The sequence below is a fragment of the Roseibium sp. SCP15 genome (assembly GCF_040329435.1).
Lineage (GTDB): Bacteria > Pseudomonadota > Alphaproteobacteria > Rhizobiales > Stappiaceae > Roseibium.
This window is the reverse complement of the sequence record NZ_JBDZYI010000001.1, coordinates 789,971-805,652: the sequence shown is the minus strand read 5'-3', so window position 1 is coordinate 805,652 and position 15,682 is coordinate 789,971. Positions and strand designations below refer to the sequence as shown.

The 15,682-nt window shown below is 55.6% G+C and carries 16 protein-coding genes; 13 read left to right on the top strand and 3 right to left on the bottom strand.

Annotated features, from left to right (window positions below):
• The first annotated feature begins 105 nt into the window (after positions 1-105).
• From ABLO27_RS03705 to moaA, 3 genes are all read left to right on the top strand, one after another.
• Positions 106-1,212 carry an Acg family FMN-binding oxidoreductase gene (locus ABLO27_RS03705; RefSeq protein ID WP_353030505.1) on the top strand — a complete coding sequence of 369 codons (1,107 nt, stop codon included), beginning with the start codon at positions 106-108 and terminating at the stop codon, positions 1,210-1,212.
• Entirely contained in the window at positions 1,205-1,651 is a 447-nt protein-coding gene (locus ABLO27_RS03700; RefSeq protein WP_353030503.1) for a MarR family winged helix-turn-helix transcriptional regulator, read from the top strand. The genes ABLO27_RS03705 and ABLO27_RS03700 overlap by 8 nt, the downstream gene beginning before the upstream one ends.
• A gap of 228 nt (positions 1,652-1,879) precedes the next feature.
• On the top strand, positions 1,880-2,869 hold the full coding sequence (gene moaA, locus ABLO27_RS03695; RefSeq protein ID WP_353031696.1) for a GTP 3',8-cyclase MoaA: 990 nt from the start codon (positions 1,880-1,882) through the stop codon (positions 2,867-2,869).
• 56 nt (positions 2,870-2,925) lie between these two features.
• Here the strand turns inward: moaA and ABLO27_RS03690 are convergent, their stop codons facing one another.
• Positions 2,926-4,167, bottom strand: coding sequence for a multidrug effflux MFS transporter (locus ABLO27_RS03690; protein ID WP_353030501.1), 1,242 nt, complete (start codon positions 4,165-4,167; stop codon positions 2,926-2,928).
• Positions 4,168-4,557: 390 nt separating this feature from the next.
• Positions 4,558-5,700 carry an Mrp/NBP35 family ATP-binding protein gene (locus ABLO27_RS03685; RefSeq protein WP_353030499.1) on the bottom strand — a complete coding sequence of 381 codons (1,143 nt, stop codon included), beginning with the start codon at positions 5,698-5,700 and terminating at the stop codon, positions 4,558-4,560.
• A 306-nt stretch (positions 5,701-6,006) separates the two neighbouring features.
• Between ABLO27_RS03685 and ABLO27_RS03680 the strand changes: the two genes are divergently transcribed.
• The 9 genes from ABLO27_RS03680 to glp all read left to right on the top strand — a co-directional run bounded on the left by ABLO27_RS03680 (position 6,007) and on the right by glp (position 13,540).
• Positions 6,007-6,741, top strand: coding sequence for a substrate-binding periplasmic protein (locus tag ABLO27_RS03680; RefSeq protein ID WP_353030497.1), 735 nt, complete (start codon positions 6,007-6,009; stop codon positions 6,739-6,741).
• Positions 6,742-6,881: 140 nt separating this feature from the next.
• A complete protein-coding gene (locus ABLO27_RS03675) occupies positions 6,882-7,562 on the top strand; it encodes an SDR family oxidoreductase (RefSeq protein WP_353030495.1) in 681 nt (226 codons plus the stop codon).
• Positions 7,563-7,591: 29 nt separating this feature from the next.
• Entirely contained in the window at positions 7,592-8,182 is a 591-nt protein-coding gene (locus tag ABLO27_RS03670; RefSeq protein WP_353030493.1) for a GNAT family N-acetyltransferase, read from the top strand.
• Positions 8,183-8,387: 205 nt separating this feature from the next.
• Positions 8,388-8,846, top strand: coding sequence for a BLUF domain-containing protein (locus ABLO27_RS03665; protein WP_353030491.1), 459 nt, complete (start codon positions 8,388-8,390; stop codon positions 8,844-8,846).
• A 137-nt stretch (positions 8,847-8,983) separates the two neighbouring features.
• Positions 8,984-10,153, top strand: coding sequence for a benzoate/H(+) symporter BenE family transporter (locus ABLO27_RS03660; protein ID WP_353030490.1), 1,170 nt, complete (start codon positions 8,984-8,986; stop codon positions 10,151-10,153).
• An 81-nt stretch (positions 10,154-10,234) separates the two neighbouring features.
• Positions 10,235-11,098, top strand: coding sequence for a formate dehydrogenase accessory sulfurtransferase FdhD (gene fdhD, locus ABLO27_RS03655; protein ID WP_353030488.1), 864 nt, complete (start codon positions 10,235-10,237; stop codon positions 11,096-11,098).
• Positions 11,095-11,748, top strand: a complete 654-nt coding sequence (gene mobA, locus ABLO27_RS03650) for a molybdenum cofactor guanylyltransferase MobA (protein WP_353030486.1) — start codon at positions 11,095-11,097, stop codon at positions 11,746-11,748. The genes fdhD and mobA overlap by 4 nt, the downstream gene beginning before the upstream one ends.
• On the top strand, positions 11,745-12,266 hold the full coding sequence (gene mobB / locus ABLO27_RS03645; protein WP_353030484.1) for a molybdopterin-guanine dinucleotide biosynthesis protein B: 522 nt from the start codon (positions 11,745-11,747) through the stop codon (positions 12,264-12,266). Before mobA ends, mobB begins: the two co-directional genes overlap by 4 nt.
• Complete coding sequence (gene glp, locus ABLO27_RS03640; RefSeq protein ID WP_353030483.1) at positions 12,263-13,540, top strand: gephyrin-like molybdotransferase Glp; 1,278 nt, start codon at positions 12,263-12,265, stop codon at positions 13,538-13,540. The genes mobB and glp overlap by 4 nt, the downstream gene beginning before the upstream one ends.
• 35 nt (positions 13,541-13,575) lie before the next feature.
• On the opposite strand, the gene ABLO27_RS03635 is transcribed toward glp, so the two are convergent.
• Positions 13,576-14,568, bottom strand: a complete 993-nt coding sequence (locus ABLO27_RS03635) for an MBL fold metallo-hydrolase (protein WP_353030482.1) — start codon at positions 14,566-14,568, stop codon at positions 13,576-13,578.
• A 185-nt stretch (positions 14,569-14,753) separates the two neighbouring features.
• Here ABLO27_RS03635 and ABLO27_RS03630 point away from each other — a divergent pair, with 185 nt between their 5' ends.
• Entirely contained in the window at positions 14,754-15,680 is a 927-nt protein-coding gene (locus tag ABLO27_RS03630; protein ID WP_353030481.1) for a LysR family transcriptional regulator, read from the top strand.
• Positions 15,681-15,682: the final 2 nt, after the last annotated feature.

Below are 15,682 nucleotides of genomic sequence, written 5' to 3'. Positions count from 1 at the left end.
TTTTGGTTTCATTTCAAGCCCTCGTTCAAAAAACTTTTTCAACTCGATTGATTTAGTGCGACATCGTACTATTTAATTCGATATCGTACTAATTGGAGAATACCCATGACGATGACACGACGGAAGACCTTGGCAGTGATCGGGGGCGGTGTTGTTTTTGCCGCGAGCGCATCCGCAGGAACGTTCCTTGCAACGCGAACACCGCAGGCAGCCCATGCACCCTGGGCTGATGCGGGCGGATATGACGATGACCGGCTGTTCGCCCTTTCCTATGCACTTCTGGCACCCAACCCTCACAACAGGCAGCCTTGGCTGGTCGAGCTTTCAGGCAAAGACAGTTTTCGACTGCATCGTGACCAAACTCGTGACCTGCCGCACACCGATCCCCATCATCGTCAGATCTTCGTTGGCCTGGGGTGTTTTCTAGAGTTGTTGAAAGTCGCCGCAACGCTTCGACAGAAAACAACAGCAATCAACCTTTTTCCCGAAGGCTTCGATGGCCCGATTGCTGATGTGACGATCACGGAAGGAGCCAGGCCCGACACTCTGGCTCCATTCATTCTTGATCGCAGGTCATGCAAGGAACCATTTGAAGACCGACCGGTTCCGTCGGAAAATTCAGAGGCTCTGAGTGCCTATGGAGCAGTGATTACCGCGGACGCTGCGGTGAAGAGGCTACGGAAACTGACCTTGGATGCGTGGCTGACCGAAATGCACACACATCGTGCCTTGAAGGAGAGCGTTGACCTAATGCGCTTCGGAAAGTCGGAAATCAATGCGAATCCGGATGGCATTGACCTCGGCGGGCCGTTTCTTGAAACCTTGATGCTGGCAGGTGTCTTGACCCGCGATAGCCAACTCGACCCGGAATCGACCGGTTTCCAGGAAGGTGTAAAGATCTATCGGGAAATGCTGTCAGCAACCCCCGCTTATATCGCGCTCACCACCAACGGAAATTCGAGACACGATCAAGTTGCTGCCGGCAGGCGTTGGCTCCGGTTGAACCTGGAAACAACAAGGCTGGGACTGGCGCTCCATCCGGTAAGCCAGGCTCTTCAGGAATATGAGGAAATGGCTCCGCACTATGCCGAAGCACACCGGATACTTGCCAAGCCGGGAGAAACAGTTCAGATGCTTGGGAGACTGGGGTTTGGCCCTCACCCTTCGCGCACGCCGCGCTGGCCGCTTGAAACACGGATCATGAATGGATAGCGAAACTCGCAACGCCTTTTTCAGGTTTTTCAATGAAATCGGCATCATAGCGCAACTGAGCCGAACCGCTCTGGAAACACGTTTGCCAAAGGGATTGACCCTGCCTCATTTCAGCGTGGTCAATCACCTGATCCGGGTCAAGGACGGGCAAACTCCGCTTGCGCTTGCGAGGGCCTTTCAGGTCCCCAAGACAACTATGACCCACACACTGAGCGGCCTGTTGGAGCATGGTTTTGTCGAGATGCGGCCCAATCCCGACGATGGCCGCAGCAAGACCGTATGGCTAACTGAAACCGGCCGACAGTTTCGTGAGGACGCGATTAAGTCGATCGATCCCGATATCGACGCGCTTAGCCAAACCGTACCAAAAGAAAAGATCGAAGCACTGGTACCGGCCCTGACTGAAATTCGAACCTATCTTGATAAGGCTCGGGACTGACGGCAACCGGAACAAGTCGATCCTGCGCTCGGCATTGACAAAATTACACTGAGAAGTTTACCTGATATCGCAAACTGGACAGAATTAGTCCGGTTTCGATTGATATTGTCTGATGCCGCGCCATATGATCAGTTCAAGATCAAGGGCATCCAGGGAGAGCAGAACGTGACAGACGGTAAGATTGTGGTCCCGGCTTCGGGGGCAGGCACATCCACTTCCCCTTCGCCGATGATCGACCCGTTTGGACGCGCCGTTACATATCTACGGGTTTCCGTCACTGACCGTTGCGACTTCCGCTGCGTCTATTGCATGGCAGAAGACATGACTTTCTTGCCCAAGCGCGAAGTGCTCAGCCTTGAGGAACTCGACCGGCTGTGCACGGCATTCATCGAAAAAGGCGTGCGCAAGTTACGCCTGACCGGCGGCGAACCGCTTGTGCGCAAGAACATCATGAGCCTGATCCGTAGCCTTGGACGCCACCTGGACAGCGGTGCTCTCGAAGAGTTGACCATCACGACAAATGGATCCCAGCTCGCACGATTCTCGAACGAACTTTATGACTGCGGTGTCCGCCGGATCAATGTTTCCATCGATACGCTTGATGCCCAGAAGTTCAAGGTTGTCACCCGATGGGGCGACCTCGGAAAAGTTATGGACGGCATCCGCGCAGCGACCGAGGCCGGCTTGCAAATCAAGGTCAACATGGTGGCACTCAAGGATGTGAACGAGCACGAGATCGTAAACATGATGGAATGGTGTCACAGCCAGGGTCACGATCTGACACTGATTGAAACCATGCCTCTTGGCGAAATCGATGGTGACCGCACCGACCAGTATCTGCCGCTTTCAACAGTCCGAAGCCGCCTCGCCGAACAGTTCACGCTGACCGATATTCCTTACAAGACAGGTGGACCTGCGCGCTACGTGACCGTTGAGGATACCGGGGGACGTCTCGGCTTCATCACACCGATGACCCATAATTTCTGCGAAAGTTGCAACCGGGTTCGTGTGACCTGTACCGGCCAACTCTACATGTGCCTCGGTCAGGACGACATGGCGGATCTTCGTGCACCGCTTCGCGCCTCGGAAGGCAATGACCTCCTCAGCAATGCGATAGATGAAGCCATCGGTCGCAAGCCGAAGGGGCATGATTTCGTGATTGACCGGGACACCAAGCAGCCGGCAGTCTCGCGCCACATGAGCGTGACCGGCGGCTGAGCACCCTTTCACACCTTAGCTCAGAAGTATTGGTAAACTGCGCAGGTGTGCTGCTGTCACTCTGCGGGCTGCAAACCGGCACGCGTCGACAGCCGCTTTATGGAAAGAGCCGCAATCAGGCTGCTGACAATCCCGAAACCCATCACAAGGATCATGCTCCAGGGCGATCCCGCCAGGGAACTTTCAGCAAACAGCCAGGCAACCAGGGTGCCGGCAACCGCGCCCATGCCGACCTGGAAAGAGGCGGTCAGGCCGGAAGCCGCACCTGCCAGATCCGGGCGAACGCTCACCGCACCGGAAATTGCACTTGGCAGGCAAACACCGTTCCCCAATCCCAGTATGAACATAGGCAGGAACAGGCTCGCCGCCGTGACGACGCCACAATAGGTGAATCCGGCAATGAGAAGGACCGAAAGCCCTCCGATTATTGACCCTGCAAGGATCATGGGAAACAACCCGACACGCTCGGCGAATTTGCCGGAAATGTAGTTTCCAACAATGTACCCAAGCGCGACGAACATGAAATAGAAACCCATCTGGGCAGCGCTCAGTTGAAGGATTTCCGCGGCAATGAACGGTGCCCCGCCAAGATAGGCAAAATAGGTAAGTGCCGAAAACGCCGCCGTTAGCGCATAACTCCAATAAAGAGGCTCCTTGAACAGGGACGTATAGGACCGAAAAACCTGCCCTGCTCCTACGGCTACCTTCCCGTGATTGGTTTCAGGCAACGCGTAAATGCTTGCAAACAGGACTCCCACCCCGAATACAAGCATCAGAAAGAAACCGCCCTGCCAGCCGTACACTTCGTCCAGGATCCCGCCGATCGCAGGCGCGATCGTAGGCATGACGGCCATGCCCATCGTGACATAGCCAATCATGCTGGCAGCCTGCCGCGGCCCGTAAAGATCCCGCACGATCGCTCGCCCGAGAACCATACCGGTACAACCGCCCGCGGCCTGCACAACACGCGCCGCGATCAAGGCTTCGATTGTTGGCGCGACAAGACAGAGCACACTGCCGATAACAAACAGCGCCATGCCCGCAATCACGATTGGCCGCCTTCCAAACTGATCCGACAGCGGCCCCCACACCAATTGTGAAATCGCAACAGCGATAAAAAACGCCGACATGGAGAGTTGAATTTCGCCCGCGGTCGCGGAAAAGACAATCATCATTCCAGCAAGCGAAGGCAGATAAATCTGCATGGCCAGCGGACTAATACTGGAAATAGCGATCAGGACACCCAGCGAAGGTCTTGCTGCTTCTGCACCTTGAGTTTGTGGACGGTGTGAAGACATGCCCGGTGAGGAATCCTTACTTCTCTAGGTATTTTGTAGCGACTCGATCCAGAGAAGATACCCCCCTTGCGTGATCCGGGCGTGAAAACGGATTTCATGGTTGTTTCTCGTTAAAAATACGGATGGTGACGACCTCGATACAAGCCAGTTCAGCTTGCACCGACCGCAATCAAAAACGTCGAAAATTTCCATAGAAGGCAACGAGAGATGAACTGCCGGTGTCACGACCGCAGCGAGCACTGACACGTGCGCTTTGAGCTGAATAAAGCCGGAAGTTATCTAACAGCCACCCATCGCCATATTCCGGGCAGGCTGAATATCGACCAGCACATTCAAGGCGCAAGTCGAGATGAAAGTCGACCGGTGCAAGGCCGGTCGACGTCTCAAATGTCAGTCGAAGACAATCTTGGGCGCCGCACGATCCTGCGACGCTGCGGACTGCTGGATACCGGCGACGACTTTTGTTGCGATATCCTTGTAAATCCCGGCAACAGCACCTTCCGGATCTGAAACAACGACCGGTGTTCCTGCATCCGACGTCTCGCGGATCTTCATGGTCAGCGGAATTTCGCCCAGGAAAGGAACTCCCAGCCGCTCCGCTTCAGCTCTCGCGCCTCCGTGGCCGAAAATGTCATGACGTCCACCACAGTCCGGGCACAGGAAGTAGCTCATGTTTTCAATAATGCCGAGCACCGGAACGTCGACACGTTTGAACATGTTGAGCCCCTTGCGCGCGTCGATCAGCGCCAGATCCTGCGGAGTGGACACAATCACGGCACCGGCAAGCGGCACCTGCTGCGCCATGGTCAGCTGCGCGTCGCCTGTTCCGGGAGGCATGTCGACAACGAGAACATCCAGATCGCCCCACGCGACCTCTCGCAGCATCTGGGTCAACGCGGAAATCACCATCGGGCCACGCCAGATCATCGGTGTTTCTTCTTCCACCATGAAGCCCATGGACATGACCTTGATGCCATAGCCTTCCAGCGGTTTCAGCACTCTGCCTGAGACGGTTTCCGGCCGTCCGGACACGTTGAAGAGCCGCGGAACCGACGGTCCATAGATGTCGGCATCCAGGACACCAACCCTCAAGCCGTTTGCAGCCATGCCCAATGCCAGGTTTGCCGTGGTCGTGGATTTGCCAACGCCACCTTTTCCCGAGGCCACCGCAATTATGTGCTTGATGCCGGGAACGCCTGGTTTGGCAGGAGCCTGTTCTTCCGGGGCACGTTGTGGCTGACGGGGAGCTGGTTTGGGCGCGGTGTTGCGCGCACTACCTGGAGCCCGTTCGGCGGTCAGCGCAACCATCGCGTTTTCCACGCCTTCTATTTCCTTGACCACCTTCTCGGCTGCCTGACGCAGCGGCTCAAGCTCCTGCGCTCTTTCAGCAGGCACGGTGATCGAAAACGCAACCCGTCCGTCTGAAACGAAGACATCGGACACAAGGCCCAACGAGACAATATCTCCCTCCAGATCAGGACCTTTGATCTGTCCGAGGCGTTCCAAAACGATGCTTTTGATGCTGTCGCTCATAAATACGTCCTGTTAGCTTCGCCAGCTCCAACCTGGGCGCCGGCTACTTATATCCGGAAACTAGTGTGCGGTGGCACGATTACAATCTGCCAAATTGCAGCACGTCCAGCTTCCGTCCCCTCTCTCTCAACAGTCATAGATTTGAAGAAAATCGGACACAAGCCCGACTGCAAGATTCAACACATTTCCCGTTCGCCTGCATATTTAGATAAACTTAGAACTCTCAAAATACACTCAATGTAAATCCAGAACATGGACCTCAATTTCGCTTGGCGCATGCACATATCGAAACTCTCATATTTCCGAATGCTTCTAGCGACCGCAGTTTTCGCCTGCCTTTTGATTTCACTCATCTTTCCGGGGAACACACAAGATCGCAGCGAGATTACGATAACCGCGGCGAATTACCCTCCATTTGAGATTGCCGACCCCATTGATGGATTGACCGGTTTCGACCACGAAGTCGTCACCGAGGCATTCCGTCGGGTTGGTCAGCCGGTCCGGATTGTCTTTTTGCCGTGGAACAGGGCAATCATGGAAATCAAATCCGGAGAGGCAGCAGCCGTCCTTTCCTGCGCCCACCGGGCACAGAGGGAAGAATTTGCTTTCTTCTCAGATCAATTGAGCACCTCGACTGACGGCATCTATTACCGCAGGGATCACGAAGCAAAACAGGTCAAGTCCGTTGACGAGTTGAAGGACCAACGCGTCGCCGCCGTGAACGGATATTCGTCATTCTTGAAACTTCGCGATCTGGGTATGGAGCCACACAGCGTTCCAGATGACGAAACCGGACTGAAGATGCTCCGCCTTGGGCGGTTCGACTATTTCTACAACGGCAAACAGGCCACGGATTTCTTGATTTCCCAGTCCGGCCAAACTGGTCTTTTCAAGTTTATTTCGCTGTCCGAGAAACCGCTCTATCTCTGCCTGTCCAAAGCATATCCGGGCGCAGAACAGCTTCTCGACGATTTCAACAAGGGGCTTGCGGCCGTCAAGGCGGATGGCACCTATGCTCTTATTCATGCGAAGTACAAGTAGGGTCAGGGTGCCGCTCAATCGAATTGTCCCCACCCGTGATGGTGACAATGTTTCTATTGCACTGATTGGCCCGCTGAATAACTTGGAAGACCGTTCCGTCTTTTCCGCCTTGCCGGATTACAGTGTTTCAGGATGAAAAAATGCCCACCTGCCTTATCACCGCCTCCAACCGCGGGATTGGATACGAACTTGCGCGAGAAGCAATATCACAGGGGTGGACAGTCTATGGCTCGGTCCGTTCCGAGCAATCTGCATCAGAAACCGTGAGCAAGCTCGGCACCGATTTCACCCCTCTGATCTTTGATGTCACAAATCACGATGCGGTTCAGGCTGTGGCCGAAACCATGACTTCAGGCGTCGATCTGCTGATCAACAATGCCGGCATCATTGGTCCGGACAATCAATCGCCCCTCAAGATGGACTTTGATGGTTTCCACGAAACATTGGCGACCAACACGCTGGCGCCACTCGCAGTTTCTCAAGCCTTTCTGCCTCATCTGAAAAGGTCCGGCACGGGAAAAATCCTGACCATCTCCAGTCAGATGTCCTGGATGGGGTATCGAAAATCCGACCGGCTTGCCTATCGCGCTTCAAAAGCAGCGGTCAACAAGGTGATGCAGGGACTTGCAACCGAGTTGGAAGAACATGGCATTCCTGTTGCTCTGATCGATCCGGGCTGGGTTAGAACGGATATGGGTGGCGGCGACGCTGACAACTGCCCAACGGACGTTGCCAAAGGTGTTTTGAAGATCGGGCGCGATCTGGCGATTTCCGACACCGGCAAATTCTTCAAGTGGAGCGGCGAAGAGCGCCCCTTCTAATCGCATCGCAGTTTTCCCGGAGCTTACTTATGTCCTGGCCACTTCCCGTTTCCCTCACCGGCACCCATGCCTCGCTTGTTCCACTTTCGCAAACTCACGCAGGCGACCTCTCTGAGGCAGCTGCCGAAGGTGATCTTTGGAAGGTCTGGTACACTTCCGTTCCGCATCCGGACGCTGTATCCAAGGAAATTGATCGCCGCCTCAAACTGCAGGAAAGCGGCTCCATGCTTCCCTTTGCCGTCTTGAGACCGGATGGCAAGGCGGTCGGAATGACCACGTACATGAATATCGATCCGGTGCACAAACGCGTCGAGATCGGTTCAACCTGGTACCGGAAGGCCGTACAGAGAACGCGCCTGAACACCGAATGCAAGCGCCTCTTGCTCACTCACGCCTTTGAAGAACTCGATTGCATTGCCGTCGAATTTCGCACGCACTTCATGAACAGGCAAAGCCGTTCGGCAATTGAGCGCCTTGGAGCGAAACTGGACGGAGTTCTGCGCTCTCATCAGCGCACCGCAGATGGCGCTTTGCGCGATACGGCCGTTTACTCGATTCTTCCGCACGAATGGCCCGCTGTTAAGTCAGGTCTGGAATTCAAGCTTGCAGAAGAACGATAACCTGCTTATCCACACAAAGATAAACTGACGTTGTTTTGCACAGTTTTCTTATCCTACTTCGATGATCGAAAAGCACACGTTTTCGGAGAACTTGGAAACTATCTGGTAACTTTGAATTCTATTCTTCCACTTCGTTTCAAATTTTAAGCAAATGTGAGGAATTGAAGCGCACGCTGGTTTCATCGGCAAAAGGATGAAACTCGCTATGGAACTTTATCGCGCCTGCTATCGAAGCAAAATCAGATGGGACAAGATGCGTCTGTCCCTGCCTGACGAAATCGACAAAACCCTTCTGCGTATTCGCCGTATCAACCGCAAGGCGGGTGTCACGGGTGCACTTCTGCTTGTGGACCAGCACATTATCCAGATCCTCGAAGGTCACACTGGCCAGGTACTGGACACCGTTTACTGCGTGATGAACGACCCGCGTCTCCACGACATTGAGGGAATCATTCACGAACCGGTGGATTTTCGCCTGTTTCCGAATTCCCTGATGTTTTTCCGGGACCTGACGGACGGCATCGCCGCTTCGAGACATGAAGTCCTGCGGCCGCTGCTGGACCACCCGGGCGAAGTGACCCGCGAAGAGGCCTACAAGGCTTTTGGTCATTTTGCCAAAGAACTCCAGGCAGGCCGCCTGACGAACGACATGCTGATGATCTGATCCATTTTCTGATCAGCGCCTGCACACCTTTTTTCGCGTGTCCGGGTGATGCTTAGCGTGCTGCTGTGACTTTGAAGTCATAGCCATTTTGCCGATGACACCTGTAGTGTGCTCCCCTCGTTCATCAGGGAGCACACATGTCCAGCGGACACCCCTCCATCCAATCTATTTCTGCAGGATTGCTTGCCGCCATTGTCGGCTTTGCAAGTTCCTTCGCTATTGTCATTCAGGGCCTGTCTGCAGCAGGCGCAACCGCCAGCGAGGCGACCAGCGGCCTCATGGCACTTTCTGTTTCCATGGGAGTATGCGCAGTAGTTGCATCGCTCTACACCAGAATTCCTGTCAGCATTGCCTGGTCAACACCTGGCGCCGCCCTCCTTGCTTCTGCCGGCCCTGTTGACGGTGGTTTCGCCGCTGCAGTTGGCGCCTTCATCATTTGCGCGATTCTCATAATACTCGCCGGACTCATTCGCCCTTTCGGCAGGATTGTCGCGGCGATCCCCAGCCCGTTGGCGAATGCAATGCTTGCAGGCGTCCTGTTCGGGCTGTGCCTGGCTCCTGTCCGCGCGGTCTCCGAATATCCCGTCAGCGCTCTTACAATCATCCTTGTGTGGGCAGTCGCCTTCCGTTTCTTCAGGCTTTACGCCGTACCGCTCGCAATGATCGTGACTTTCGCCATTGCGTTTTACGACAGCGGACCAGTGAACTTTGCCGACGCGAGCTTGATCAGCCAACCAATTCTGGTCACTCCCGAATTTTCGCTCGAAGCTTTGGTGAGTATCGCGCTGCCGCTGTTCATCGTGACCATGGCATCGCAGAACATTCCAGGCGTCGCCGTGTTAAGAGCATATGGCTACAAGCCGCACAGCGGCTCCCTCTTCGCTTTATCAGGCCTTTTCAGCCTTCTTTCTGCTCCCTTTGGCGGCCATGCGGTCAACCTCGCCGCCATCACCGCTGCCATGTGTGCCGGAGAGGATGCGCACAAGGATCCCGGCCAAAGATACTGGGCAGCAGCGGCCAGCGGCGTGGCTTACATTCTCTTTGGGCTTTTTGCTGGTCTCGTCATGGCACTGGTTACCGCGACTCCCTCCATTCTCATTGAAGCCGTCGCCGGCCTCGCCCTTCTCACGGCCTTCGCCTTTTCCATCGGCGAGGCGACCCGGTCCGCTGATACGAGGGACAGTGCAATCATCACATTTGTGGTGACGGCATCCGGCATCAGCTTCTTCGGAGTATCGGGAGCTTTCTGGGGACTGCTTGCCGGCGGCGCCTTTATGTTGCTAACAAAACTGCGTTCTCGGAACTAATGCCTTGCTCTTGGGCAAAAGCGTCCCATAGTGTTTCTAAAACAATAACTCTGGAGTCGCGCGGCTTTGACGGGCCCATACGTGCTTAAACCCGATCCCCTGGATCCAAAACTCTCAACGTCGGTGAGTGGCATCGACCAGAACGGCAAGCCGGTCGAAACAAAGGTCGTGACCGAAAAGCCGCTGACGCTGTTCCTGAATTCGCAGGAAGTGGTCACAATGATGACCATCGGCGATCACCCGGACTTGCTTGCGGTCGGATATCTGAAGAATCAGAATATGCTGGCCGATGACGACGTCATCACCGGCATCGACTATGACGATGATCTTGAAGTCGTTATTGTGCGCACTGAGCGGGAAACCAATTTCGAAGAGAAACTCAAGAAAAAGGTTCGCACCTCCGGCTGCGCCCAGGGCACCGTTTTCGGCGATGTCATGGACGGTTTTGAAAGCGTTGCTCTTCCAGAAAAAGCCAGTCTCAAGACGTCGTGGCTCTACGCCCTGACGAAGGCCATCAACACCACCCCTTCCCTGTACCTGGAAGCCGGCGCCATCCATGGCTGTGTCCTTTGCCATGAAGACAAGCCTTTGGTTTATATGGAAGATGTCGGCCGGCACAATGCCGTCGACAAAATTGCGGGCTGGATGGTCCTGAACGATATACCCGCGCACGACAAGATCTTCTACACAACGGGCCGGCTCACGTCGGAAATGGTGATCAAGACCGTGATGATGGGAATTCCAATTCTGGTATCCCGATCCGGCTTCACCGCCTGGGGCGTGGATCTTGCCCGCAAGGCCGGGCTGACCCTGATCGGCCGCGCAAAGGGCAAGCGGTTCATCGCCCTTTCCGGCGTCGATCGAATTGAATTTGACATGGATCCCGGTCACGTCGAAGACGAGCCGGAGAAATCGAAACGAAAAGGGAGCTTGGCAGCGGAATGAAGTCGGAGCGCGAGGTATTGACCGTGGACAAGGTGCTCGGCTGTGTTCTTGCAGGTGGACAGTCGAGACGCATGGGAGGCGGCGACAAGAGTCTTCTGGATCTCGGTGGAAAAACGATGCTGGAGATGATCCTCTCCCGCTTCGCCCCTCAGGTGCCGAGCGTCATTCTCAACGCCAATGGCGACCCGGAACGATTTTCACGCTTCGGACTACCGGTCATTTCCGACCCGGTTGGAGATTATGCCGGACCACTCGCGGGCGTTCTTGCAGGACTGAGTTATGCCCGGGAAAGACTGCCGGATGTCACGCATGTGGTCTCGGTTGCCGGTGACACTCCCTTCTTCCCGGTCAGTCTGGTGAAGCGTCTCTGCTCTTCTGTTCCCGCTGACAAGCCGGTTATCGCGCTTGCCTCGTCATCGGACAAGCTGCACCCGGTCTTCGGCTTGTGGCCGGTTGCCTTGCACTCAGATCTTCACGACTGGCTGACAACCGGCCAGAGCGGCAAAGTGCTCGCTTTCGTTGACCGGCACGACAGCGTAGAGGTGTCCTTCGACAGTGACCCGGTAACGGGTCTCGATCCGTTCTTCAACGCAAACAAACCCGACGATCTGGCGACCGTCCGCAACGCTTTGAGTTCACGCCTTTCATGACAACAACTCCCGTATTCGGCATTACCGGTTGGAAGAACTCCGGCAAGACGCAACTCGTGACACGTTTGGTGAGTGAATTCACTGCCAGGGGGTTCAGGGTTTCGACCGTCAAGCATGCCCATCATAATTTCGATATCGACCGGCCCGGCGCGGACAGTTACCGTCACAGGGAAGCGGGAGCCAGCGAAGTCGCTCTTGTTTCGGGCCGTCGTTGGGCATTGATGCATGAGCTCAGAGGCGAAGACGAACCGTCTCTGGATGAGATCCTCGATCGCCTGGCTCCTTGTGATCTGATCCTGATCGAAGGCTACAAGCGTGAAAACCATCCGAAGATCGAGGCAAGACGGACAGAATCGCACGACAAGGGACCGCTGGCTCCCACAGATCCCAATATTCTGGCGGTCGCCGCGGATCATGTTCTGCCGAATGAAACCCTGCCGGTCTTTGACTTGAACGATGTGCCTTCCATGGCAGACTTCATTCAGGAATACCTCGGTCTTGTTAGGAAAGCTTCATGAGCCGGAAAGCGCTACTGGACGACTGTTTTCTGCACGACAAGGACAGATTGCGCCACCAGGAAGCGCTTGAAATTCTGAAAAGTCGCATGTCAGCCGTCGCGGACACGGAAACGGTCCGGATCGAGGATGGGTTGGAACGCATCCTGGCCGAGGACATTGCCGCTCCTCGCAACATTCCACTTGCGGATAATTCGGCGGTGGACGGTTACGCATTCCGTCATTCGGACTTTGATGAGGCAGGAGGTTTCTTCCGCCTGCAGCAACGCATTGCCGCAGGTCACGCCAGCGATGCCGATCTGGGGCCTTGGGCCGCAGCGCGGATCTTCACCGGCGCGGTCATGCCACCGGGTGCAGACACGGTTGCAATGCAGGAGGACTGCGAGACGCATCAGCAGGACGGTCAGGATTTCGTCATTGTCCCGCAAGGTCTCAAGACGGGTGCCAATTGCCGAAAGGCGGGTGAGGATGTTGCCGAAGGCACAACCATTTTGTCGTCCGGTCAGCTGCTGCGCCCGCAGGACCTTGCCGCCATCGCTTCAACCGGCCAGGCTCAAGTCAACGTTTTCAGGAAACTGCGGGTCGCACTGATCTCCACCGGAGATGAGTTACGACGTCCCGGCGATCTGATTACCGTCGGCGACGTTTATGATTCCAATCATTTCCTGTTGAGAGGCTTGTGCGCGACCGCACCGGTCGAATTTGAGGATCTCGGCATCCTGAAAGACGACGCAAACCTGGTTGAAGAAACTTTGCGCAAAGCAGCAGATCGGTTCGACGTCATCTTGACCACAGGAGGGGCGAGCCGCGGAGAGGAAGACCATGTTCTACAGGCGCTCGACACGCTGGGCAGGTGTCACATGTGGCAATTGGCGATCAAACCCGGCCGCCCGATGATGTTCGGGAACATCGGCTCGTGTGTCTTTCTCGGGCTTCCGGGCAATCCTGTAGCAGCAATGGTCTGCTTCCTTCTCTATGCCCGTCCTGTGTTGAGCGTGCTTGCGGGCGGTTCGTTCCTGGAGCCGCAGCGCTTCCAGATTCCGGCGGCATTTGACGTTCCGAAAAAGAAGCCGGACCGGCGCGAGTTTTACAGAGGTTTTCTTGGAACCAGCGACTCGGGCCAAACAACAGCCCACAAGTTCGCACGAGATGGATCGGGACTGATCACCGGGCTGCGCGAAGCAGACGGATTGATCGAAATCCCGGAAGATGTCACCGCCATTCAGAAAGGCGATCCGGTGACGTTTCTGCCATTTTCAGGCTTCGGGATCCGGTAATCCGGCGGAAATCCGCCAGATTACCAAAGTGGAGCCTAGTAAGCGTAAGGCCAGCCGGCAGCAACAAAACGATAGCTATCGCCGTTCTTGATCACCCGCCCCATACCCGGGAACGGAATATGGGCACCGGCAAAGAACAGCTTGTCACTCGCTGCCTGATCGAAAAACTTCTTGCGCGTTGCTGCGGCTGTCGGCGCATCAATATCGAAGCCAATTCCCCAGTCCGGCCGTTCGAACTGATAGACGGTCATGTGAATGATGTCGCCGGCAATCACCAGTGTTTCACCATTGCTGTCAAAGACGTATCCACTGTGACCCGGTGTATGCCCTGGAAGCGCCATTGCGCTCACACCCGGCAGGATCTCCTTGTCGCCAGAAAACAGCGTTTGTCTGCCTTTGTAGGCTTCAGCAGCACGCCGCGCGCCAAGGAAGAACGGCTTGAATTGCTCGGGCGCTCCGTTCATTGCCGCATCGTCGTACCAGAAAGCATTGTCGATTTCCGGCAGGATGAGTTCTGCATTCTTGAACACAGGCTTGCCGTCGCCATCCACTGCACCGAACAGGTGATCGGGATGCATATGCGTGATCAGAAGGGCATCAATCTGGTCAGCCGAGACGCCTGCAGCGGCAAGTGCTGATGGCAAGCGCCCCATAGTCGGACCGAGCGCGTCCGAGGTACCGGCATCGACCAAAACCAGCCGCTCGCCAGTGTTGATCAGATATGCATTTACCGGAATGCGCAGCGCGTTGCCCTCGATCAAAGCGGCATCGCGCATCCGCTGGCCTTCGGCCTCCTCATACCCGACGACCACTTCCGGCGTCACATCGAGGTACCCGTCCAGCAAAGCCGTGACTTCGAAGTCCCCGACCTTGTATCGCAATGCACCTGCCAAGGGTTCCCCCGCCTTTGGGGCTGCGGCCTTTGCCGGTGACGGAACGAATGAAACTCCACCAGCTGCAACCAGGGCTCCTGCCCCGGCGGCTGCAAACAGAGATCGTCTGGAAAGTGAAATGTCAGAAATGGTCATGAATGGCCTCCCGGCTCGACCCAAAAAAGAAGTACTTGAAGACCCCGCGCCAAGAAAGCTGGCCGGGTCGCCTGTTAAAGTGTTTCATACGGAAAATTTTTAAAGCCCCCAAAATCTTATAAAACTCATAAGCACTGCTTATGTAAATTCCACTCAATGGTGTCACACCTGCCAGGATCAGACTGATGGATAAATTCGGTGCCCTTTCCAGCTTTGTTCAATCGGTAAAGCTCGGCAGTTTTTCCGCCGCAGCCAAGCATCTGGGCGTTTCGCAACCCGCCGTCAGTCAACAGATACGCGGGCTCGAAGAAGATCTGGGAACGCGACTGCTGAACAGGACCACCCGGCAGCTGAGCCTGACCGAGACCGGAGAACGCTATTATGAATATGCCAGCGACATCCTGGACCGTCTGACGGAAGCCGACCGGTCCGTGCAAAGTGAAGACGCTCAGATGTCTGGGCCACTTTCCATCGGCCTGCCGTTGGGCTTTGCCGAAACCGTGTTGTCGGAGTTTCTGATCCGCTTCAAGAAGGAGCATCCCTGCATCCTGCTGGATGTGTCTTTGTCCGACGTCTTTGTAGATGTCATCCAGGAACGTCTCGACGTTGCGATCCGCATGGGTGAAATCAAGGATGACCGCCTGATCGTCCGTAAACTCGGATTGGCACAACGTTGCCTGATCGCTTCACCCGAATATCTGGAAAAACGAGGGCGTCCCCGTCACCCGGCAGATCTGCCGGAGCACGACTATCTGCTCTACAAGAACATTTCGACCGGTGACCGGGTACCGTTCATCAGTACGCTCGGTGAGAAACTTTCGGTGAAGATCAATCCGACGCTGATTGTGAACAATTCAGCTACCTTGCGCCAGGCGGCACTCGCCGGGCTGGGGGTGACTTTGTCCAACCGCTGGCTGATAGATCCCTATCTTCGCTCCGGCGAGCTTGAGCTGGTGCTTCCGGATTGGGAATATCCACCCCATCCCATTCATGCGGTCTATCCGTCCAATCGCTTCATCCCACTGAAGGTTCGAAGATTCGTGGAACGGCTGCAGGACTATTTCGATGAAAAGGGAGCGCTCCGCGGCAGCATGGCAGCCGCCGCGGAATAACC

Excerpts from the sequence above, each read along its gene's own strand:
- ABLO27_RS03635 (WP_353030482.1), bottom strand. The coding sequence starts at position 14,568 with ATGACCATTTCTGACATTTCACTTTCCAGACGATCTCTGTTTGCAGCC.
- ABLO27_RS03680 (WP_353030497.1), top strand. The coding sequence starts at position 6,007 with ATGCTTCTAGCGACCGCAGTTTTCGCCTGCCTTTTGATTTCACTCATC.
- ABLO27_RS03700 (WP_353030503.1), top strand. The coding sequence starts at position 1,205 with ATGGATAGCGAAACTCGCAACGCCTTTTTCAGGTTTTTCAATGAAATC.
- mobA (WP_353030486.1), top strand. The coding sequence starts at position 11,095 with ATGAAGTCGGAGCGCGAGGTATTGACCGTGGACAAGGTGCTCGGCTGT.
- ABLO27_RS03705 (WP_353030505.1), top strand. The coding sequence starts at position 106 with ATGACGATGACACGACGGAAGACCTTGGCAGTGATCGGGGGCGGTGTT.
- ABLO27_RS03630 (WP_353030481.1), top strand. The coding sequence starts at position 14,754 with ATGGATAAATTCGGTGCCCTTTCCAGCTTTGTTCAATCGGTAAAGCTC.
- ABLO27_RS03660 (WP_353030490.1), top strand. The coding sequence starts at position 8,984 with ATGTCCAGCGGACACCCCTCCATCCAATCTATTTCTGCAGGATTGCTT.
- ABLO27_RS03665 (WP_353030491.1), top strand. The coding sequence starts at position 8,388 with ATGGAACTTTATCGCGCCTGCTATCGAAGCAAAATCAGATGGGACAAG.
- ABLO27_RS03675 (WP_353030495.1), top strand. The coding sequence starts at position 6,882 with ATGCCCACCTGCCTTATCACCGCCTCCAACCGCGGGATTGGATACGAA.
- moaA (WP_353031696.1), top strand. The coding sequence starts at position 1,880 with ATGATCGACCCGTTTGGACGCGCCGTTACATATCTACGGGTTTCCGTC.
- glp (WP_353030483.1), top strand. The coding sequence starts at position 12,263 with ATGAGCCGGAAAGCGCTACTGGACGACTGTTTTCTGCACGACAAGGAC.
- ABLO27_RS03685 (WP_353030499.1), bottom strand. The coding sequence starts at position 5,700 with ATGAGCGACAGCATCAAAAGCATCGTTTTGGAACGCCTCGGACAGATC.
- mobB (WP_353030484.1), top strand. The coding sequence starts at position 11,745 with ATGACAACAACTCCCGTATTCGGCATTACCGGTTGGAAGAACTCCGGC.
- ABLO27_RS03670 (WP_353030493.1), top strand. The coding sequence starts at position 7,592 with ATGTCCTGGCCACTTCCCGTTTCCCTCACCGGCACCCATGCCTCGCTT.
- ABLO27_RS03690 (WP_353030501.1), bottom strand. The coding sequence starts at position 4,167 with ATGTCTTCACACCGTCCACAAACTCAAGGTGCAGAAGCAGCAAGACCT.